The organism is Bradyrhizobium sp. 6(2017), assembly GCF_011058295.2.
Lineage (GTDB): Bacteria > Pseudomonadota > Alphaproteobacteria > Rhizobiales > Xanthobacteraceae > Bradyrhizobium > Bradyrhizobium septentrionale.
In genome coordinates this window covers 675079-696385 of record NZ_CP049289.2, presented here as the reverse complement: position 1 = coordinate 696385, position 21307 = coordinate 675079, and the positions used below count along the sequence as shown (strand labels likewise).

The following is a 21307-nucleotide window of genomic DNA, read 5'->3' as shown; positions in this document are numbered from 1 at the left end:
ACGGTTCTCTACTCAGTTCGCCAGCACTTCGACCGTGCCGGCGGTGCCATCGACTCGCAGTCTTTGGCCGGTTTTGATCACCGCGCTCGCCGAGCCGGTCGCAGTAACGGCGGGAAGTCCATATTCGCGGCACACGATGGCCGCATGCGACATCATCCCGCCGATGTCGGTTACGGTGGCGCTGATCTTGCTGAAAACCGGGGCCCAACTGGGCGCCGTGACTGGTGCGACGAGAATCTCGCCGTCCTGGATCTGATCGAGTTCGTCGGGCGAGCGAATAACGCGCGCCAGACCTTCAACGACCCCAGGCGACGCCCCCATTCCCTCGAGCCGCGAGCTATTGGTCGGACCTTTCAACCAGACGGAAATGCGGTCGGTGGTGATGCCCCACAGCATGATTGTGAAAGGCTCGGTCACGACCTCAGGCGGCTGGTTGAGAGCCGGTTCGGGCCGATGTTGGGCCAGGGCATCCATGGTCTTTCTCCGCTGCGCAATCCGCTGCGGCCAAAAATGGGGTCCAGTCGGGGCGCCTCCCACCGCCCAGGCGGAGCAGTAGTCCCACAGCGCGTCCCTGACTTCGTTGCGGCTTAGAAAGAACATCCCTTCCGGGTCCGACCAAAAGCCGGCCGTGATGAAGAGCCGGTTCAGTTCCCGCATCTTTCGCCAGAATACGCCAAGCGACCAATGCTCTATGTAGAAGTTGTGATTTTCGACGTAAGGGAAAACCGTGCGTGCAAGTCCGAGCTTTTGTTCGAAAACCGGCCGCACCTCATTGTTCAAAAGCTCCGCATATTCCTTCGTAATACGCTCGCGCTCGGCGGCCACTTGCGCCGTCGGTCGCTCGATCGTGACGCCTTTCCTGAGTTGAACGATGTAGTTCCGTAAGTACCCGAGCGGAATATCAAGGTGCTCGATCCAATATTTGTCGGATGAGTAGAAGCCGTTCCCCGAGGTGAAGTTGAACCACGGATTCTGCGCAGCAGTCCAGGCTTCAAACCACTGTTTGCCCTTGGGGAGTGCGGCGACCGCACCAAGAGCCTGTTCAACAGAGCCGCTCATCAGCGCAGTGTCAACGCCGGTTTCGATAGCCAAATGGGCAAGCTTCTTCAGTTCGTCGTCGGGCCGAAACAGATCGACGTCGATGCCCTGAACCATCCGGGCGATGGCTTGATCCGGAATACTGGGGAATTGCTCTTTGCAGAAACCAAAGAAATCGAGATAAGCCGCGTAACCCAGATTGAGAAACTCGAAATGATACTGCCAGGCCTTGTAACAAAGCTGCAACGCGGATTCGTAATTTTCCATCAAGTAGTACGTGTTGTCGAGGCCACGCCCTTCAAACACCCATTCTTTCGGGACCATGTCCGGCAATTGTTCGTATCGGAGCGCTTCCAACGCATCGATGACCCCGCGCACCTTGACGTGCCAGTTATCCAGCAGCTTGTTCCAGTTCTGAAAATAGAAGCCAGCGCGTTCCAGAAAATGCGGTACGCGTTCGGGAATCTTCTCGGGCGCGACCGCGATCGGGCTCAAATAGAGATAACCATTGTGTATCCGGTAGTCGACGCCATTGGCCGGAGGCACAAGGAGGTGACGCGTGTTGTATTGACCCAGGCACTTGACCGCATAGTCCGCCATGATGGTGTCGAACGGCCGGAATGGTGTCGGCCAGTGCTGGGCGTCGCAGAACCAAAACTGCTTTTCGTCGCCGTCCTTCCGTTCCTCCTGAAACAACGCGTAATACGGATAGAGATCACGCCAACCCTCGGCGCCTTTTGGCGCCTTGAGCTCGTAAGGACTTGGGAATTTTGCCTGCGCGTTCATGTTGTCTCCCCCGTTTTTTATGATCATTGTCGCCGCGATGCCAAAGGCGCCATCAAGGTGCTCAGCACGCCCTCAATTCCGGGCGCGTAGCTTTTGGACAGAACCGGGCTACATGCTTTTCGGCTCCACACCGTCTCCGGTCGGCACTGAAGCAGGACGACGCCCTCATCTTCGGTCCTTTGCGGATCGATTGCCCATTCGACATCCTGCGGCGCACCGAAGGACCGATCGAGCGCTTTGACGATACGTGCGACGGCACGGATTTGCGCTTCGGTGAGGCTCGCCACGTTCCGCCGGGCTTCCTCCACCTCACGTAAGACGGTCGTTTGATTGGCGATATCGGCCACGAGTTCAGTGGGCTTGCTGGCAACGACCCGCTTGACGGGCTCCAGCAAGACCTTGTCCACGACGAAGTAATCCGGCGTCGTTAAGCCGGAGACCAGTGGCTCGCCCAATCCCCAGACGGATTCGATGACAATCTTGGACCGGTCGCCATTCGAGGGATCGAGACTCATGGCGACGCCGGCAGCGCGGGCGTCGACCATTTGCTGAACCCCAACGGCCATGGCCTGATCGAGATGGAGGAGATTATGTTTACCGCGATACGCCATCGCGCGCGCAGTGAACAAGCTCGCCCAACAGTCCCGAATCCGATCGACGACGGCGTTTGCACCAACCGTCCATAAATACGTGTCGCCCTGGCCCGCGAAACTGGCGTCAGGCATGTCTTCGGAGGTGCCGGAAGAGCGCACAGCCACCGGCAAATCGCCGCCGCCCCGGGCGCAGAGCTTGTCATAGCCAAATCGAATTGCGTCGGCGATGCGGCCGGGAATTGCTTCCGACCTGATCAGTTCCCGGATTTCGCTCGCGATCTTGGCTTGCGCTCCGACATCGTTCGAGGGGACCGCTTCGACACGCGTTTGAATCTCGTACCCGAGCTTACGCGCGGCCAGCGTTTCAAGGTAAGCCCGAGTTGTCACTGCAAAACCAGGCGGTACTGTCGCGCCAGCTACTATAAGTGAAGCAAGCCCGGCGCACTTTCCACCGATGAGCGAAACGTCGCGGTTTGACGCCTGCTCGAATGCGATCACGTATTGGTCGCTGTCTTGGACACCCATCTTGATGCGCTTCCAGCCGTTTTTGTCTCGTTAGAGCGACTCTTACACCTTTCAGAACGTTTGTTTGGTTGACTCTACCTCTGTTTCACCAAGTGAAATCGTGTTATCAGGGGTAAAGGGTTCCGGTCCAAACACGGGCTTTGCGGCGGGTAGCGCGCGGCGGCAACCAGCGCGGTCCCCACCAGGAGATCCGGCTTTTACTGGGGCAAACATCTCGGCCTACCGCATGAGCACAAAAACAATACGCGCCTTGGATCGAGGGTTAGACGTCCTGCGGATTATTCAAGAGTCGAAGGCTGTAAGCCTGAATGATCTGCATCTGGCTACGAGGCTGCCAAAGGCGACATTGCTGCGAATTCTCAAAACTCTGGTCGGGAGTGAACTGATTTGGCAGCGGATCGCTGATGGCGCTTATGTCCCGAGCTATACATTTTCAAAGCGAGCAAGAGTATTTGACGAGGAAACCCATCTTGCAGAAGTCGCGGCACCGATTTTGGCGGACCTCTGCAAGCGTGTTCGCTGGCCATCAGCTTTGCTGAGTCCGCGGCTCGATCATATGGTGACTATTGAATCCAACCGACCTATGTCCGATTTTGATTATATTATCTCTCCAAACCCGGTTGGCTCGTTCAACGTGAACATGCTGCGCTCAGCCTCGGGGCGATGCTACCTCGCGTTTTGTTCGCCAAAGGAAAGAGCGGCAATTCTTGCGCGTTTGCGGAAAAGTGGCCGTCCGGGTGATGCGCTCGCGCACAACACGGCCAAGCTTGACAAGGTGCTCGCCGACGTACGTGCTCGCGGATACGGCGCTCGCGATCGGGATTTTGGCGGTCACTATGACCTTCCAAGAAGTCAGGCAAACGACGGCCGGAATTCCATCGCTGTTCCAGTCTATGCCGGCGACGAAGTCGTTGGATGCATCAATCTCACATGGATCGCCAGGGTCGCCACTGTGCCCGTCATTATCGAACGCTTTCTCCCGCAGTTGAATGAAGCCGCTCGGTCCATCAGCAAGCGAATGACAGCGTGATTCTATTCGCTTGAAAACACTCCCGGCCCTGAGCCCTCGCTGAACTCTGTTCAGAGTGATCAGCGGACCTGAAACGCGACGTCTGCTTATGGGGCTCGCAGAAACATAGGGATTGACTGCTGTTCGTAGATTGTCCGATTTGCTCGACCCAATATCCAAATCTACGAGGCGCGCGAGGTCGACCTGTACCAATGGATCTGCGCGCGATATCCGGCGCGCAATGCAAGTCAATCATTCCGGGCCTTCCTAGAAATGACAATCGACCCAATTGCGCGCGCTCTGCGTCGGTCATCTCTGGACACTGCCGAGATCCTGGGCTCGACACCTCGCCACGTGAGCAGGATTGGGCTCGATCTAGAGACTAACTCGTTCAAGTCTTTCCGTATTCTGCATGGGTCTGTTCGACGAGCCCGGCAATGGTCCCGGCTTGACGAACGCATTCACAACGTTGCCCAGAAGCTGCGAGACATTGTTCTCGAATCCGTCGATGGGCAGGGCACTCCCGAATGCGATGGATCCGGTTGCAAACACCGCACCGTTGTTCGGCGCCTCGAAGTACACCATATCGGCCCGCAGGATGTAGTTGTGCGTCCCGCTGAAACCCTGATGCGCGTGCGCCCCCTCCTCGTCGTGGGCGATGTAGTTGTCGGGGTGACCGCCCGAGGATGCGATGATTTTGGTGTTGGGCGGTGTGCCGAACCCCAGTTTGTAGCAGTCGATCTCGATGCCCGCCGCGCCGCCGTTGCCCAGGCCGAAATCGCCGATGATCTCGCCCTCGATCCCCTCGGTGATCCAGGCCAGCGCGGGATCATAGCTATCCGGCATCCGCCGGTAAGGCTGGCTATGAGCGAAGCCCTCGCCGGCAAACGTGTTGCCGACCAGCTTCTGCCCCCAGCGCTGGAAGCCGGTCCAGATTCCGCCCATCTGCCCCGTTGTGGCGAGGTAATATTCGCCCGGCCGTGCCGCCCAGGCTATCCAGTGTCCTCCGGTCTTGCGACACTCCATGATCCACGGTTCGTCGTCGCGAAACGCCACATTGCAGCAGAAGCTGTTCGCACCCATGCAGATGAATCGTCCGCCACCGGCGATATAGTCCTCGTGCGCATCGAGCATACGCTCGGAATGATATTCCGGATGCGTGGAATTGAGGATGCATGCATAGGGGGCCATTGCGGCGACACCCTCCAGATGAACATCTTCATCGGTCAAAACGTCGTAGTCGTATCCCTTGTGCTCAAGCCACGCCAGGATCGAGAGATCAGCAGGAAAATTCCAGGGCAGGTCGAACGCGGAGATTCGGTATTTCGGTCGCATGTTGACCATCGGGCGATGGTAGCTCGAGTAGCAGATGCCGGCGCCATCTGCATGCGAGTCGTAGCAGCCGCCGCCGAATTCCGGATTTTCGTAGATTTCGATGTCGACCTCGGAGATCGTCGGCGGCTGACCGGCCATCGGCTGCACGATGTGGCCGTCGGTCGCGAAGCGCTCGTTGGCATAGGCGATATAGGTTGCCGTGGAGAACAGCAGAGCGATGCGACCGGTCGGCACGCGCGGCCGGACGAAGAAGACGATGTATTCCTCGGCCAGGCCCTTGCCGTCGCCGCCGCGTACCCTCATCGCGTACGCGCCGCTGCGCAGCGTTTCGGGCAGCTCGAGCGTCTTTGTGACTTTCCAGTTGCTGTCGATCATCGCGTCAGCATGGAATTCGATGCCGCCGTATTCATGCGGGGCGAGACGGAAGCAGTCGTTGCGGCCGTTCCAGTTGTAGCCGGTCTGTGCGCGCACCGGCCTGTTGTAGCCGTTCGCATCGAGGCGGTGTGGTCCGATGTCGACCACGACATCGCCGATGCCGTGATCGGTGTAACCCTTTGTGGTGTCCCAATATGCCACCATGCCGTATGATGGAGGCTGCCCGCTCGAGCGGATCGCGTCGAGCTCCTCGCGACCCAACGGGCGATCGAAAACACCGCAGCGATCGAGTTTCCCGCAGTAGAGCTGCGACACGAAATGGCCGCGGAGCGCGTGCCAGTCGCGCGAGCCGGCTACGAGGAACGGCGTACCGGCCAGGTTGTTCTGCCGGAACCGAAACACCTCCGACACATGCGAGCGATATTCGACCGGCGCGACCTTGCTGAGCAGGCTATTGTAGCGGTTCACGACTCCTTCCTGGTACAGGGTGGCGCGACCGCTTCGCGCATCGAAGGTGGCCGCGACGAAATACCAGGCCTGCTTCTGCAACGGCAGCTCCGCTTGCAGATAGTCGACCTCGTTCCCGCTCCCGACCCAGAACTCCAGCCTGCCGCTCGGATTGATGCCGAGGCCGTAGCCGTGATTCTTGTCATTGTCCCAGCGGCCGAGCAGACATTGACGATGCCCGACATCCGGCCACGTCGGCCAGATGAATGCACAAAGCGTGATGCTGCCATCCAGCGCGAGCTTGCGGTCGGGGTCGGCGACCTCGAGGAAGGATCCGACCTGCGTGAACTGCTTCTCGACCCGCCAGGTGCCGTTGGCGACGCAGTCGATTTCCTCCTCGATGAATCCCGGACCATGCGGATGCTCGTCGCCATGGATCAAGCGCACGAGATGAGCTTCAGCGGTGGACACGCCGTCGGCACTGACATGAAATTGTATGGTGTCGCCGGGCTTCACCGAGATCTTGTCTGCATAGCCGAATATCTTGATCTGCGCCATGGTGCCGAGTTTCCAATCGAGAAGCTGAACGAGGCTCGTGCCCCACCCAGCGTGTTGCAGCTATCTCTAGGTTTCGAGGAGGTCACGAATGCAGTGCAGGAACAGACCATGCCAGGCGTCGTTCGCTGACGCGTAGATGGCCTCGTCAACCACGCGCGGGGAAGTCCCCCGATGCCCCGACAGCCTGACCACCTGATACTCGCGGAACGGCTCTACGGCCTTGACCGCATATCTTTCGTCCAGCGGCCGTTGACGGAAATAGATCAACAGGCGCTCGAGCCGTTCGCTGTGCTGGCCCAGCGGCGACCGGCGGTGTTCTTCGATCACCTCGGGCGTCACGAGCGTCCGCAGAAACTCGCGGCGGAAGCCGTCGAACCGGTCCCGGACGATGATGTCGCGGTCCTGAGACCTTTCGTAATCGAGAGGCAGCATCCTCAGCTCTCCGGAATCTGCAAATGTCCGACGTGAACCGTGCCGGCTGGACGTACCGGCGCGGCATTCCGTGACGGATGTTTTAGGCCCACTGCTTTTCCTCGTTGACCCAGGCGAACCCGGGCAACCTGCGCGTCCCGACGAACGCCTCGACGACGTTGGCCAGCACACGGGATGAGCTGTTCCTGAAATTGTTGAGCGGCAGCGATTGCGCGAACGCGACCGAGCCGCACGCGAACACGGCTCCCCCATGGGGCGCCGTGAAGTAGGTCATGTCTGCATGAACGCGCCAGTCATACGACCCATAGAGGCCAAGGTAGGAATAGAGAACGAGTTGCTGGTTCACGACATAGCTATCGGTGTGCCCCCCCGACGATGCAATGATCCTGGTGTGCGGCGGTGTGCCCAAGGCACGATCGTAATAGTCGAGGGCCAGCCCCGCGGCGCCGTTGTTGGCAAGGCCGAAGTCGCCGATAATCACGCCATCGATGTCTTTAGTGATCCAGGACACGGTGCGGTGATAGCTGTCCGGCATCCGCCGGTATGGCTCGCTTCGTCCGCCGCCCGAGCTGCTCAAGCCGATCCCGACCAGCTTCTGCGTTGCCCGTCCGAGCACCTTCCAGGGGCCGCCGCGCATCCCGTCTGTGGCCATGTAGTGCTCGCCGTAGCGCGATATCCACGGCTTGTACCCGTCATCGCGGCGCCGGCACTCCACGATCCATGGTTCGCCGTCGCGAACGCCTGCCGTAGCGTTGAATCCGTTGCCGCCCGCATAGATGTAGCGACCGCCATCGGCGATATAGTCTTCGGTCGCGTCCAGCATGCGCTCGGTGTAGTATTCAGGTCGCGCGCCGCTGATAACGCAGGCATACGGCGACAATGCCGCCGGTCCGTCGCGGTGCAGATCCTCGTCGGTCAGGACCTCGTAATCGAGGTCGCTGTGGTCGAGCCATGCGATGATCGAGAGATCGGCAGCCAATCCCGACGCCACGTCCAGGCTCGGCATCCTGTATCTCGGCCGCATGTTCATGATCGGACGGTGATAGGAGCTGTAGCACACGCCACAGCCGTCGGCGTGCATGTCGTAGGTCGACAGCCCGAAATCGGCTCGCGCGTACATCTCGATATCGATGTCGGACAGCACGGCCGGCTGGCCCGTCAAGGCCTCGCGCTCCGGATGATCGAAGCTCAAGCGCTCATTCGCAAGGGCAAGGTAGGTCAACGTCGGAAACAGGAATGCAACGCGCGCCTGCGGTTTTTCCGACCGCACGAAGAACACGACGTGCTCCTCGCTCAAGCTCTTTCCCCTGCCAGAGCGCAGCCGCATGGCATAGCAGCCGCTTTTGAGACCGCGTGGCAGGGTGACGACCCTGGTTGCCTTCCAATTGCAGTCGGTCAGCGCGTCGGCATGAAACTCGATGCCTCCGAACTCGTGCGGAGCCAAGCGGAAGCAATCGGTGAAGCCGTCCCAGTTCCAACCGGTCTGGCCGCGAACCGGGCGGTTGTATCCTGCGGCGTTCAGCTTGTGCCGCCCGACGTCGACCACGAGATCGCCGATGCCGCGGTCGGTGTATCCTGCGGTCGTGTCCCAGTACGCGACCAGGCTTTCCATCGCGGGAACGAGGCCGCTTCTGATCGTGTCGAGCTCGCCGGGCTGCAGCGCCTGATCAAACGCGCCGCACCGGTCGATCTTGCCCCAATAAAACTCCGATACACATGCACGCTGCTGCGCGTCGCGCCCGCGCGAACCTGCCATCAGGAACGGCGTTGTGCCGAGGTTGCCGGGTCCGGTCCGGAATATCGCGGACGCATGAGAATCGTAATCGACCAGTGCGACCTTGCCCAACAGGCCGTTGTACCTGTTGCCGACACCGACCTGATACAAAGTCGCACGCCGGGTTTTGGCATCGAAAGTCGCGGCCACGAAATACCACATCTGAACCTGTAGCGGCGTGTCGGCAGCCAGGCAGTCGACGGCATCTTCGCCGCGTCCGATCCAAAACCTCAGACAGCCCTTCTCGTCGAGCCCGATCCCATAGCCCTGCTTCCGATCACCGTCCCACCGGCCGATGACGCTTTGGCGTTTCCCGGACGCAGGCCAGGTCGGGTGAATGAAGGCGAACAGGGTGAAACTGCCTTCGAACGCTAACCGGCCTGCGGGATCATCGACCCCGAGGAACGATCCCACCTGGGTGAACTGTCGTTCGACTCGCCATGTGCCGTTGGCGGCGCATGCCACCTCCTCCTCGACGAAGCCAGGTCCGGCCGGATTTTCATCGCCGTGGATCAAGCGCACCAGTTGCGCCTCAGCCGTGTCCGTCCCCTCGGAGCTGACATGAAACTGGATGGCCTCGCCCGGCTTGACCGAGATCCTGTCCGTGTAGCCAAATAGCCTGACCGGTGTCACCACCAACTCCCTCTTTTGCGATCGTCCCGATGTCCGCCGCGCGGGTCGGACAAAGCTTCATTCGTAAGTTCGATCAGGACTCCAGCAGGTCCTGAACGCGTCGCATGAAGACGCCGTGGCAGGCCTCATCCGGTGTCGAGTAAATCCTGTCCTCGACCACGCGCGGCGCGACGCCCCGATGTCCGGACAGCGCCACGATGCGGTAACCCTCGAAGCGTTCCACGGCCATGATGGCGTACTTCTCCACCTGAGGACGCGTGCGGAAATAGATCAGCAGCCGTTCGAGCGCCTCGCTGTGCTGTCCATTGAGGGACTGGCGATGCTCCTCGATGACTTCCGGCGACACCAGCGTCTTAAGATGATTGCGGGTCATCTTGTCGTAGCGACGTTGATAGATGACGCTCTTGTCGTCGGTCTCCGTCGCCTCCTCAGGCAACATCTCACCGCCCTTCTCCGCCCGCGTCGACCTCCGCTCGCTCTTCTTCTTGTCGCGCCAGGCACGGAACTGCGCCTTGATCCCAAATAGCCCGTTGCGCAGGTAGAGAACGACCAGCAGCATGATGAGGCCGATGATCATGAAGCGCGCGGGCCCCCATGTGTTCAGCACCTGGTCAAAGAACACGACGATGAGGGTACCGACCACCGCGCCTTCCGCACGTCCGACGCCGCCGATCACCAGCATGGCGAGGCCGAGCAGGACGGTGTCGAAGTTGAAGATCGAGAACGCCACGCCGCCGAAGTTCGAGGTGTAGAATCCGCCGATGAAGCCCAGCGCAGTCGACGAGATGAGGAACACCCAGACACGCGCCTGACGAAAGTTCACCCCGGTCGCCTCAGCGAAGGCTTCGCGCTTCTCGGGCGCCATGCGAAGGATTCGTCCAAGCCTGCGGCCGTTGACGAACCGGTAGAGCAGCAATGCGAGCAGCATCAGGCCGAAGCAGGCGTAATACGCCAGGAGCAGCTGACCCAACTGCGACCAATCTTCCGGCACGTAGGTCGTTGCGCCATACAGGCCGCCGTTGGCGGACCCGAATTCCTTCGAGGTGATGAAGTAGACCCGGCAGAGCTCGTTGAGCCCGAGAGTGAGAAGCGCGTAGTAGAAGCCATCCAGCCGCGTGGCCGGCAGCGCGATGATCCCGCCGAAGACCAGACCCACCAGCGCGCCGATCGGCGGCAACAGCCACCAGGGCAGCGCGAACTTGACCGCAAGCAGCGCCGCAACGAACGCGGCCGTCCCGACCACTGCATAGGTAGCGAGCGAGAAGACGCCCGCCGTGCCCATGATGAGCATCCAGCACAGGCTGATGGCGGAATAGATGCCGAACGTGGCTCCGGCCGTCAGCAGCGTGTTCTGCAGGTCACCGGGCGTGAACAGGGGAGCGATCGCCAGCGCGAGTAGCCCCAGCACCCACCAGATCGGCCGCTTGTCGACAATCGTCTTCTCCGCGCGCAACGTCTTGGGATTGTATTCCCCGCGCAGGCGCAGCACCCGGCGGCGCGTCGGCCAGTAGCGAAGACGATTCCACATCGTCCTGCCGTGGCCTGGCCACTTGTGATAGTAGCGTAGGCGGCCGACCGGGTTCAGCTTCGTCTTCGATTGACGAGTCCCTTCCCAAACCTCCTGATGGCTTCGAAACGGAATGGTTGGAAGTTCTTCGACGTCGCGTTTGCCACCCCAGACGAAGAGCGGGTTGCGCCATTTGGTGCCGCTATCAAGAGACATTGCTCAGGCCTCCCTCGCCTTGTCGAGCAGCCCGGCAATGCCGCGCGGACGGACCAAGAGAATGGCGATAATCACGACGAACTGGGTGATGAGAACGTAGCGACCGCCGATCGACATGCCTGTCAGCGCCTCGTTCAAGCCGAGCACGATCGCGGCGATGACAGCGCCGCGCACGCTGCCGAGTCCGCCGCAAAGCGCAATGCTGACGCCCTTGATCATCGGCATCAGTCCGCCGAACGGCGAGATGTAATAGGTTTGGGAGAGCAGGACGGCCGCGAGACCCGCCAATCCGCCCGTGATGCCCATGACGTAAAAGGAGGTGCGCCGCACACCGATGCCGACGATGGAGGCCGCATGAGGATTCATCATCATGGCGCGGATTTCGAGGCCACGGCGGCTCGACTGCATCCACCTGAGAACGACCGCCAGTATCACGATGGACGTCACCACGTTGCCGACCTTGTCGGCCGTGAAGACCGCGCCGCCCGGCAAGGATAGCGACCAGTTGCCGAAGATATCCGGCAGATTCTTCGAACGCGGACCGAACCACCAGAGCAGGAATTGCGTGCCGATCAAATTGATCGCGAGCGTCGCAATCAAACCGCGGATGGTGAAATTCGGTTTGTCGTGGATCGGTATGAATCCGATCGCACAGATGATTACACCGCCGAGCGCGCCGGCGAGGATACCCGCGGCCAGCACTGCAGGTCCCCATGCGGAGACGTTCTGGGCGAACAGCCAGGCGCCATACCCTGCGAATGCGAAAATGAATCCGTAAGACAGGTTGAGCAGGCCAAGACTCGACCACGTGATCGAAATTCCGATCGCGAGCGTGCCGTAAATGCACGCAAGGACGATGGTGTTGCTGACGATAAACCAGATATCCACGTTTTACGCCTTTCGATAAACGTTCAACGCGAGGGCCGCCGAGGCCTCACCCTTGAGCTTGCCGACATGCATGCCGATGACGCGATCGACCCGTCCCTCAAGCAATGCAACGTTCTGCTCCGCGATGATCATGGCGGCATCTCCGAGCTTGACGGCCATCAGCGCGTTGATCACGCTCTTGCCGATCTTGGGCGCCAGCCCGAGCGATGGCTCGTCGACGAGGAAGAGCGACGCATCGGTCATCAGGCCGCGGCCGATCGACACCATGCGCCGTTCACCGCCCGACAGGCGCCCCACGGGTACATCCATCAGCTTCCGCAACGGTGGAAATATCTCGAGGATGCGGAGCTTGCGTGCGGCGCGATCGCTCCATGCCGCCGCGGTGTAGGCCCCGGAATCGAGATGCTCCTCGACGGTCAGGCCATGGAAGATCTCGTCGCCCTGGGGAATCAGCGCCAAACCCGCGCGTACGATTTCATGGGTGTAGCGCCCCGGTCCCTGGCTTCGCGTGCGACCCACCTCCCTGCCGTTGAGTTTGATCGAGCCGCGCTGCCAGCCGGTGAGCCCCGCGATTGCATAGAACAGCGTCGACTTGCCGTGGCCGTTCAGGCCGACGATGCCAATCCGCTCCCCGGACTGCACGACGAGATCTAGATCGTGGATGACGCGGACCGGACCGTAGCCGGCAGACAATCCTTGGACGTTCAAAACCTCGCGCGGGGGCTGACGCGCCGGAGCGCCCGGCAAATGATTGCTCACGGAGATGTTCATGCGTCGGCCTCTTCGCTGAAGTCCTCGAAATAGGCCGCGTGAACCTTGGGATCCGCCATGACGTCGTCCATCAGGCCCTCGGAGATGACCTCGCCGGCGTCCATCACCAGAATGCGGTCGGCGATCATGCCGAGGAGCTCGATGCGGTGCTCAACAATAAGGATCGCGACATCCATCTCCTTGGCGAGCATGCGCAGGAGCTTGTCGATCTCGTCGACCTCCGAATTGATCAGGCCCGCCGCCGGCTCGTCCAGCAGCAGCAACGACGGCCGGCGCATCAGCAGGCAGGCCAGCAACAATTTGCGCCGGTTGAAGGTATCGAGCTGCGTCGCCGGTGTGTCCTCACTGATCTTCAGACCGACAAGGTCGGCACCATATTCCGCGTCGAACTTGGTGAGGAAAGGTCGATAGGCCTGACGCGCCGCCTTGAATGTCTCACCGACCGTCAACTCGTCGGGGACGACCGGCGTCTGAAAGGTGCGGCCAATTCCCAGACGCGAACGGGAATGCAACGGCAAGCCCGTGACATTCTCCCCTTTGAACCACACCATGCCGCTCTTCGGAGGCATCCGTCCGGAGAGGATTTCAAACAAGCTGGTCTTGCCCGCGCCGTTGGGGCCGATGATGCCAAGCACTTCCCCGGCCTGGACGTGCAGGTTGATATCGCGGAGAATCTCACGCCCGCCGAGATCGAGCGAAATTCCGCTGCAGGAGAACAGGGTGGCTGTTCCGCCCTGTTCAACCCCGCTGCTCGGAGACAGTCGTCTGAGCATCAGCTCCACCACGGCGCAGCGATCAGTTTCGTTTCCGAGACCGGACCGGGATAGGTGATCTTGTGCTCGCCTCCCTGGATCTGCACGTAGAGCTGCGCGACGCCGGCCTCGAGCTTTTGCGCCTGCAGCTCGTCTCCTCCATTGTCGGGGAAATGCCGCGCCTCCTGGTAGGGATTGCCCATGTCGACGTGACCGCAGACGCCACGCTGGGGATTGGCGCGGATCCAGTCGCAGACCTCGCTGAACTTCCGGGGATCGCCAACAGCCTCCCAGGCCTTCTTGAGGTAGTACGTCTGATCGTACGCAATGCCGGTGTAGGCGAGCCCCGCGATGCCGGGGAAACGTTTTTTGTACTTTTGCCTGTAGGCAAGACCTCTCTCGTCGCCATAGATGCCCATGGTTGTGCCCCACACGAAGCCGTTCGCAGCCGATCCGGCAAGCTCGAGGAATTCCGGCTGGGACGGGCCGTACTGGAGATAGACGAGCGAGTCGCGCACCGGGCTTGCAACGAACTGCTTGCAAAACGCGGCGTATTCAGCGGCAACCCAATGGTCCACCATGATCGCGGCAGCATCGACTTCCTTCATCTCGCGAATGACCGGCGCCCAGTCCTGCACGGGATACTGGATATCCGTAATGCGGGCGACTTCGAACTTGCCGCGCCGCTTGATCGCCTCCTGCGCGGCACGCGAAATGGTCTGGCAGTAACCAATCTGCTCCTGAATGATATGAACCTTGCGGTTCTTCGGCTTCCAGATACCCCGCTGCTCCTCGTCCTCCAGCCAGGAAGCATAGCTCCATCCGTAGTTCACCTCCGACGGGCAAAACTGGAAGATGTGGTTGTACTTATCCGGATGCGCCTTGACGGCAGAGGTGCCGGCGCGTTGAGCGTTGCCGTTGATGTACGGACATTTGTACTTCACGGTCGCGTCCATCGCCGGCAGCGGGACAAGCGTGAAAGCAAAGGAGATGGCGTCGACCTTGGCGTCCACGCAGGCTGCAAGCGCCTGCTTGGAGGATTCTGGCGACAGAACATTCATGTCCGTCGTGAACAGCTTCAGCGGCCTGCCAAGGATGCCGCCCGCGGCATTGATCTCCTCCATCGCGAGTGTCGTGCCGTTCAGAAAGTCCTGATGATCCGCAACCCCCGCGGCCGCCGTCTGGCAGTAGGGAATGCCGAGAATGATCGGCTGTGCTGCAAACGCCGACCGTCCAACAAATGGCGCCGCGACAGCCGCGCCGATGCCCGCGGTCACTGAACGTCTGGTGAGTCTCAAAACCATCTGAGCGACCTCCTGCAATCGCGCGCACAGGTTCTCGGCATCGCGACCGAGACCGGGCGGGATTTCGTGTTGGGTGACGACGGCGTATCCACGCGACGTCGGGTGATTGCGGCCCTCGACCTGCACCGCAGGATCGAAGCTTCGGTTTCCCGCCGATTTTCAGCAATACGTCAGCTGACCGATTTTAGCGGACGCGTTGGAGCAACCGGGGAAGTCTCCGAGCACCGCGGGCACGAACAGCGACCGGGGTGACAATTAGCTCAGCAAGCCCAGCCCGGATTTTCATCAACCGACGACACTGCCGGCACGCCCACGTCAGAAACGCTGACTTTGAACCGCATGAATTGTGACGTTCCTTTGACTCACCGGGCGCGCAGCCCTAAGGTACTCGTGTAGCTTTCAGGCGGTGCTGATTTCGATCCGGGACCATCGGGGTCAGCAGAGCGAAGGGCCACAGTAATGACGTGGCACCTTGCGTTGGTTGGAACGGTTGTTGCCCTGAGATTGCGTAAAGCACCTCGATCCGGCCGAACCAGAAAACCGACCGTCAGCGACCAAGAAGAAGATTGGATCACGAACCGTCGACAAGATCTTTCACGAGCTGGAGGCTCACCGTGAAATCGGCAGCGATCGACCATACAATGTCAGCCACAGTCCGGCTCGATACACCGGCGGCGGTCCTGAATGATCAGATCATTGATCAGGCGACGCAGGTCACCCGTCTGTTACGCGAGTTCGTGAGGAGCGAGGCGATCGCCCTGGTCGCAATAGATCCGATATCCCGAATTCACCGCTCTCTGGCCGTCGAAGGGTATACGGACAGAACGATGTCCTACGTGCTCGACGGATTCCCTAACGCCTGCCCGGCTTACGCCATCGCGCGCGAGAAGGACACGCACTCGCTGCGCTGGCGAGACTACAAGCGTGACTGGAATCTCCATTTGCCGGATACATTCACCGCTCAGGAATACCTGATGCCGGATGGATTCAGGGAAGGCTCGACAATGTGCCTGCGCGTTGCGGACGGCCGTTACATCGGGGCCATCCACATGAGCTGGTCCAAGGAGGCGCACGCCAAGGACGAGCACCGCGAGATGACGGAGCGCTTCCGCCCGATCTTGCTGAACATCTGCGATCAGCTCAGGACACCACAGCTTCTGGCCGATGAGCTGGCGCCCGGCTCCTACGCGCTCGCCGTCTCGCCGAATGGTTTTGCATTTCACCTGCCCAACCGTAGTCCGGGGCCGCATCTCGGCGAGGGCGGAGAGCTTCGCCGGCTCATGCTGGAGAAGGCGAAGTCTTCGAAACCGCAACGCTTCGTCTGGCCGGACGAGACCGGCCGCTGCCACCAGGTCACGATCACGCCCTGCCGCGGAAACATCCTCCTGATCACTGAAGAATGCATTCGCTGGCCGTACAATCTCTCGCTCCGCGAGATTCAGATCCTGCACCTCGTGACCAGCGGCGCGTCGAATCCCAACATCGCCGAGCAGCTCTTCGTGTCGCCCCGCACAGTGTCAACACACATCGAGCACATCCTCGCAAAGATGGGCTGTGATTCGCGCACGCGGCTCGCAGCACTTGCGGTATCCGAAGGACTGCTGCTGGCGGAGAACCCTTCCCGAGGGTCCCGGAAGCTTGCGGGCCATTGACCGACTTCGCGACCGCTTCAGTGGGATGGCTCTTTATTTGAGGGCGGATCCTTGAGCAGCACCGCAAGCCCCGCGGCCACGAGACAAGTCAGACCAACGCTCGCGAACCCGATCGCATAGCCTCCGAGGCCAAGAGCCACGACGCCGGCGGAAGCGATGGTGGCTCCTGCCACGTGCGCCGCCATCATCCAGCCCATTGCCGCGCCGATGCCGTGGCTGCCGAGATTTGCGGACATCAGTATCACCAGCGCTGGAAACGTCAGCGCCGCATCGAGGCCATAGAGCGCGCCGAACCGGGCAAGCTCGACAACGCTGAGGCCTGTGAACGGCAGCCAAAGCAGGATGAGCGCGCGGACGACAAAGTAGCCCGCCAGCAGCATTCGTGCGCGATAACGATCCGCGAGATACCCGCTCGCCACACTTCCGATCGCGCCGCCAAGCAGGACGATGGCCATCACGTCGGCGCTCGACGGGAGGCCGAGACCCGCGCCCATGCAGAGGATGCCGAGCTGGCTGTCGATCAAGCCGGATGTCGATGCGCCGCAGATACAGAAGATCGCAGCCAGCGCCCAGAACCGCCACCCCCTCCCCTCCGGATACGACGGCGCATGCCGGCTGGATGCCGACCGCTGCGGCGTAACTTCGCGTCCAGATGCCGCGACAAGGAGGATGACCACGAAGGCCGTGGCCAGTACGACGACTGCAGCGGCATGGAACGCGATGCGCCAACCGAGCGCCTCGACCGCGCGCGATGTAAGCAGCAGTCCTGCCGCCGATCCGAGGAACTGCATCGACGTCAGGAGGCCAAAGCGCGTGCCGCAATGCGCCGCGCTGCCACGACTGCCGACCATCGCGCCCAGGATGGATGCGCTCACGGGCCCGCTGCAGCCAAGTCCGAGGCCCCAGGCCAGAACGAGGTGCCAGGGCGACGTCGCGAACGTCGTCGATGCAAGCGATACCGCGAGGAGAACCAGGCTGACGACGAGCGGCCATCGAATGCTCCATCGTTCGAGACCACGGCCAGCGAGCGGCGATGCAGATGCAGAGACGACGATGCCGAGCGTGATCGGCCAGGCGACGTCGGAGATTTGCCAGCCCAGGTCCTGCTGGATGGGGACAGCCAGCAGCGCGGGAAGGACGCGCGCAGCGGAGTTCACAAAGATCACAAAAGCGACGGCGATGGCCGCAGAGGTCCCCGGCCTCGCGCACGCTGCCCCTCCGACGGACGGGAGCCGACCGGCCGACAATGCCGGCCGGACGGGCTGCAACGCGAAAAATGCGGTAGCGAGCCGTGCTCTATTCGGCGGCCTGCGCATGACAGCTTGCCGCGTTGCTGTCCGGCGCGAGGTCGATGCCGGGATTGCGATCGAAAAAGCCGCTCGGCATCAACTTGAAGCCGGTGAAGATGCAGGGCTGAACCGGAAAGTCCTCAGGACGGACCTGATGGTGAAGACCGAAGACGTGCCAGAGCACGATGTCGGTGTTCTCGATGTTCCGGTTGTTCCTGACGAAATCGGAAACACCTCCCGTTCCATCCGAGTGGTTCATGTGTTCGCCGGCCGGATAGCGCTCTTCGGGATCGAAGGCGGTGACCCAGAGCTGGTTCTTGATGAAGGCCGACCGCCTGCCCGACGGCGACTCGGGATCGATGAACGGCGTCACCGGATGACTCGCCTCGAGCTTGTAGCCCGTCGGCGTGCCGACCCAGTTCTTGCGGCCGGGATTGATGACCTTCCAGGCCCGATGCGTCGCAAGGTTTGCCTGGCGGCAACCGCCCAACTCGGTCTTCAGAACCGTTTCCTCTTCGTAGAAGCCGTTGCCATGGACATTGTCGGGTCCCCAAGGATCGGCCTGGGTGTTGAGCTCGACGACGCTGTTGTCGTCGCCATCGACGTTCATGTCCAGCCGCGCGCAGAAGATATGCTGGTGAATGTGGCCCACGACGCCGGGCGCGACTTCCTTGCCGTATTTGCCGGGCTGGCCCGGATGGCACGCGGCGGTGTTGATGATGCCGGTAGCCTTGAGCTCGAACTGGATCGAGCCGTCCGTGTGGAAGTACCAGAACAGGCCATATTCGTAGTTGGCGACCGTCGCGATGCAGGAGATGACCAGCCTGCGGGCACGCCGCGACTCGACATTGTTGGAGCGGAAGTCCCAATGCTTCCACAGCAGGCCGGCATCCTCCTCATGGATGCAGATGGCGTTTTCGATGGTGACCACGGTGCCGTCCATCGTCGCGAGATGTGCGTCGAGATAGGCGATGGCACCGAGGCAGTCGCAGCCGAGCTTCAGCGAATTGGCGAGCTTGCCGATGCCGTACTCACCGATGTCGAAGACATTCTTCCGGAAATGCCCCTTGTCTGTGGTTCCGTACGGCACGACCATTTCCACCAGCGACGCGCGGTGCGCGATCGGCCGCCCGTCGTAGCTGATGTCATGCAGGGTCAGACCTTCGCGCGAATTGAAGCCGACGAGCACAGACCAGCGATCCCACTCCAGGCGGCGGCCATCGAGCCTGAACGAGACACCTTCAGGCTGAACGACGTCGAGGGGCTTGTAGGGCGCTCGTGGATCCTTGATGAACTCCGCCTCGTAGTTCACCTCTGCCTGGGGAATCGGGATGATCTCATGGTCGTCGACGCGGATGATCTCGTAGGTCTTGATGTCGACCACGGCGTTCAGGCCGCCGATCGGGTGCGCATAGAGGTTGTCGTTCTCCCGCAGACGCAGCCAGGCGAAGACGTGCGCAAGGTAGCGGCCGTCCTCGCCGGGAATGCCGAAGTTGCCCGCCGACCACGGATCGATGCAGACAAGCGACATGTCCTCGATGCCGCGCTTCTTGCAGGCCGCAATGAATTCGGGAGTTGCGCGAACGGCGTCTTCGATGGCCGTAAACTGCTCGAGCTGGATCATCGGCTTGGCGGTTCGCACATATTTCGACGTGAGAACTTTCCCTTCCGCAAGAGAAACCGTCAGGCGCCAGATGCCATCCTCCCTGACCTTGAACAGATTGACCCGCGCCGCCCTTCTTATGGGATCTCCCGGCTTGTACAGACGTACGACTGATTTCTCAGGCTCGAGAAGCTCGATCGTCTCGAAGAGAAAGTCGGCGCCGTACTGTAGATCATTACGGACGATCCGGATCACCGCGCCGATTTCGGCAGCCGTCAAGGGATCGAGAGGATTCTTCACGGCATCCGTGTTGGGGGTGTCCGGGACGCATGTGCAGGACGACGAGGCGGTGACGGTGTCCATAGGCTAGCTCCTTGCATAGACGACTGGGCGCAGACGAGCGGAGCGACGGAATGAGCCCGCACGCGTGCATCCATATTGAGCAATACCGCTGCGGCACCGGCCACACACGACGGCAACCGGGCATTCCGAAGGCAGATCACATCTCGACGAATCGCTCCTCATCGGACGAACGTCGCGCCCAGTTGGCTCGTAGACAGATGGCCGGAATTTCTTCCGCGCATCGCTATTCGACAATACGTCAGTTGACCGATTCTGCGGGTGCGGGCGCGATGCTCAGACCGCGCCCGGTTGGCCCGCGACCAGACGTTCTGAACGCCGGCCCAATGACCGTGCAGCGGGAGGAGACATGGGGAACCCCTACAACATTGGCCTGGACAAGAACCAATTTTCGACCGCTGACGCCGCTGAGCCTCGTGGCTCGCACGGCCGCCGTGTATCCGCATCTCACCAGCGCTCTGTATGAAGGCCGCAGCTTCACGTGGGCCGAGACCTATGATCGGTGCAGGAGGCTGGCATGCTCGCTCGTGGCACTTGCTTCTTCAGCCGGTCCTCACCTCATTTCGAACGAGGACTTTACGGCCTTAACGGCAGACGTGACGAAGCCATGCACCTCGCGCACCCGACGGGTGTCGTGGGTGTCCGGATGGGACGTGATCCAGTAGCTGCGGACGAACCGCACGTCAGGGAGCAAACGCCGGAGATCGGGATAACGCCGGGCGGCATAGTCGTGCAGGATTCCCACGCCGTGGCCGGCGCGCACGGCCTCCATCTGCGCAACCACGCTGCCGCATTCATAGCGACGCGACATCAGTTGCCCAAGCACAGAGGCGTAGTCGAGCGCCCGGCTGTAGACGAAGTCTTCGACATGGGTCACGAACAGACGGCCGGCGAGATCCGTCTGGCGATCGATCGCGCCTTCCCGCGCGAGATAGCTCTCGGCCGCGTAGACGCTGAGCGTGTAGTCCGTCAGTTTCGAGACGATCAGTTTGCCCTGCTTCGGCCGATCGAGCGTGATCACAATATCCGCCTCGCGGCGCGACAGTGAAAACGTTCGAGGCAACGGCACCAGTTGAATGACGAGTCCCGGGTGCTTTGCCGCCAGCGCGCCAAGATGTTCGGCAAGAAAGTAGTTGCCGAGTCCATCCGGCGCACCGACCCGCACGGTGCCGGTGATGGCCTCGGCCGCGCCGCCGATGCTGGTGCCGACCTTGAGAAATTCGCTTTCGGCGCGTTCCGCCGCCGCCACCAGCGCTTCCCCTGCCGCGGTGAGCGTGCAGCCGGATGTATGCCGCTCCAGGAGCTGCGTCTTCAGACTTTGTTCCAATGCTGTAAGTTGCCTCGCCACCGTCGCGTGGTTCAGCCGCAAATGCCGCGACGCCTTCAGGATCTGGCCCGCACGCGCGACTTCCAGAAAAATTCTCACGCGTTCCCAATCCATGGAATCTAGCCCGCCCGTC

At 61.2% G+C, this 21307-nt stretch carries 15 protein-coding genes and 1 pseudogene; 3 read left to right on the top strand and 13 right to left on the bottom strand.

All coding sequences use genetic code 11. The features are described 5' to 3' along the window. Positions 1–12 precede the first annotated feature (12 nt). On the bottom strand, positions 13–1824 hold the full coding sequence (locus G6P99_RS03295; RefSeq protein WP_029080533.1) for a PEP-utilizing enzyme: 1812 nt from the start codon (positions 1822–1824) through the stop codon (positions 13–15). A 23-nt stretch (positions 1825–1847) separates the two neighbouring features. Continuing rightward, the gene (locus G6P99_RS03290) at positions 1848–2942 is read right to left on the bottom strand and encodes a PEP/pyruvate-binding domain-containing protein (RefSeq protein WP_029080534.1); all 1095 of its coding nucleotides are present in this window, start codon (positions 2940–2942) and stop codon (positions 1848–1850) included. Between the two features lie 226 nt (positions 2943–3168). Here G6P99_RS03290 and G6P99_RS03285 point away from each other — a divergent pair, with 226 nt between their 5' ends. Continuing rightward, positions 3169–3972: an IclR family transcriptional regulator domain-containing protein gene (locus tag G6P99_RS03285; RefSeq protein WP_205751472.1), complete on the top strand. Its 804-nt coding sequence runs from the start codon at positions 3169–3171 to the stop codon at positions 3970–3972. 354 nt (positions 3973–4326) lie between these two features. Here the strand turns inward: G6P99_RS03285 and G6P99_RS03280 are convergent, their stop codons facing one another. From G6P99_RS03280 to G6P99_RS03245, 8 genes are all read right to left on the bottom strand, one after another. Next, a complete protein-coding gene (locus tag G6P99_RS03280; RefSeq protein WP_165127254.1) occupies positions 4327–6666 on the bottom strand; it encodes a LamG domain-containing protein in 2340 nt (779 codons plus the stop codon). A 66-nt stretch (positions 6667–6732) separates the two neighbouring features. Continuing rightward, on the bottom strand, positions 6733–7098 hold the full coding sequence (locus G6P99_RS03275; RefSeq protein WP_051346178.1) for a hypothetical protein: 366 nt from the start codon (positions 7096–7098) through the stop codon (positions 6733–6735). An 82-nt stretch (positions 7099–7180) separates the two neighbouring features. Next, positions 7181–9505, bottom strand: coding sequence for a N,N-dimethylformamidase beta subunit family domain-containing protein (locus G6P99_RS03270; protein WP_029080535.1), 2325 nt, complete (start codon positions 9503–9505; stop codon positions 7181–7183). A 73-nt stretch (positions 9506–9578) separates the two neighbouring features. Next, the gene (locus G6P99_RS03265) at positions 9579–11228 is read right to left on the bottom strand and encodes a branched-chain amino acid ABC transporter permease (protein ID WP_029080536.1); all 1650 of its coding nucleotides are present in this window, start codon (positions 11226–11228) and stop codon (positions 9579–9581) included. Between the two features lie 3 nt (positions 11229–11231). After that, positions 11232–12116 carry a branched-chain amino acid ABC transporter permease gene (locus tag G6P99_RS03260; RefSeq protein WP_029080537.1) on the bottom strand — a complete coding sequence of 295 codons (885 nt, stop codon included), beginning with the start codon at positions 12114–12116 and terminating at the stop codon, positions 11232–11234. 3 nt (positions 12117–12119) lie between these two features. Next, entirely contained in the window at positions 12120–12887 is a 768-nt protein-coding gene (locus tag G6P99_RS03255) for an ABC transporter ATP-binding protein (protein WP_051346179.1), read from the bottom strand. Then, positions 12884–13672, bottom strand: coding sequence for an ABC transporter ATP-binding protein (locus G6P99_RS03250; protein ID WP_198031153.1), 789 nt, complete (start codon positions 13670–13672; stop codon positions 12884–12886). The genes G6P99_RS03255 and G6P99_RS03250 overlap by 4 nt, the downstream gene beginning before the upstream one ends. Next, complete coding sequence (locus tag G6P99_RS03245) at positions 13660–14943, bottom strand: ABC transporter substrate-binding protein (RefSeq protein ID WP_029080540.1); 1284 nt, start codon at positions 14941–14943, stop codon at positions 13660–13662. Before G6P99_RS03245 ends, G6P99_RS03250 begins: the two co-directional genes overlap by 13 nt. 614 nt (positions 14944–15557) lie before the next feature. Here G6P99_RS03245 and G6P99_RS03240 point away from each other — a divergent pair. After that, positions 15558–16595, top strand: coding sequence for a response regulator transcription factor (locus G6P99_RS03240; RefSeq protein ID WP_029080541.1), 1038 nt, complete (start codon positions 15558–15560; stop codon positions 16593–16595). Between the two features lie 17 nt (positions 16596–16612). Here the strand turns inward: G6P99_RS03240 and G6P99_RS03235 are convergent, their stop codons facing one another. Next, on the bottom strand, positions 16613–17911 hold the full coding sequence (locus G6P99_RS03235) for an MFS transporter (RefSeq protein WP_084518431.1): 1299 nt from the start codon (positions 17909–17911) through the stop codon (positions 16613–16615). Beyond that, positions 17892–19850 (bottom strand): primary-amine oxidase, encoded by a 1959-nt coding sequence (locus G6P99_RS03230; RefSeq protein ID WP_165127252.1) that lies wholly within the window; start codon positions 19848–19850, stop codon positions 17892–17894. The genes G6P99_RS03235 and G6P99_RS03230 overlap by 20 nt, the downstream gene beginning before the upstream one ends. Before the next feature lie 346 nt (positions 19851–20196). On the opposite strand from G6P99_RS03230, the pseudogene G6P99_RS03225 reads away from it, so the two are divergent. After that, positions 20197–20398: pseudogene (locus G6P99_RS03225) on the top strand (acyl-CoA synthetase); the annotation flags it as partial. Positions 20399–20400: 2 nt separating this feature from the next. Here G6P99_RS03225 and G6P99_RS03220 read toward each other — a convergent pair. Beyond that, positions 20401–21288, bottom strand: coding sequence for a LysR family transcriptional regulator (locus tag G6P99_RS03220; RefSeq protein WP_029080544.1), 888 nt, complete (start codon positions 21286–21288; stop codon positions 20401–20403). Between the last annotated feature and the right edge of the window lie 19 nt (positions 21289–21307).

Excerpts from the sequence above, each read along its gene's own strand:
- G6P99_RS03295 (WP_029080533.1), bottom strand. The coding sequence starts at position 1,824 with ATGAACGCGCAGGCAAAATTCCCAAGTCCTTACGAGCTCAAGGCGCCA.
- G6P99_RS03290 (WP_029080534.1), bottom strand. The coding sequence starts at position 2,942 with ATGGGTGTCCAAGACAGCGACCAATACGTGATCGCATTCGAGCAGGCG.
- G6P99_RS03285 (WP_205751472.1), top strand. The coding sequence starts at position 3,169 with ATGAGCACAAAAACAATACGCGCCTTGGATCGAGGGTTAGACGTCCTG.
- G6P99_RS03280 (WP_165127254.1), bottom strand. The coding sequence starts at position 6,666 with ATGGCGCAGATCAAGATATTCGGCTATGCAGACAAGATCTCGGTGAAG.
- G6P99_RS03275 (WP_051346178.1), bottom strand. The coding sequence starts at position 7,098 with ATGCTGCCTCTCGATTACGAAAGGTCTCAGGACCGCGACATCATCGTC.
- G6P99_RS03265 (WP_029080536.1), bottom strand. The coding sequence starts at position 11,228 with ATGTCTCTTGATAGCGGCACCAAATGGCGCAACCCGCTCTTCGTCTGG.
- G6P99_RS03255 (WP_051346179.1), bottom strand. The coding sequence starts at position 12,887 with ATGAACATCTCCGTGAGCAATCATTTGCCGGGCGCTCCGGCGCGTCAG.
- G6P99_RS03245 (WP_029080540.1), bottom strand. The coding sequence starts at position 14,943 with ATGGTTTTGAGACTCACCAGACGTTCAGTGACCGCGGGCATCGGCGCG.
- G6P99_RS03235 (WP_084518431.1), bottom strand. The coding sequence starts at position 17,911 with ATGCGCAGGCCGCCGAATAGAGCACGGCTCGCTACCGCATTTTTCGCG.
- G6P99_RS03230 (WP_165127252.1), bottom strand. The coding sequence starts at position 19,850 with ATGGACACCGTCACCGCCTCGTCGTCCTGCACATGCGTCCCGGACACC.
- G6P99_RS03220 (WP_029080544.1), bottom strand. The coding sequence starts at position 21,288 with ATGGATTGGGAACGCGTGAGAATTTTTCTGGAAGTCGCGCGTGCGGGC.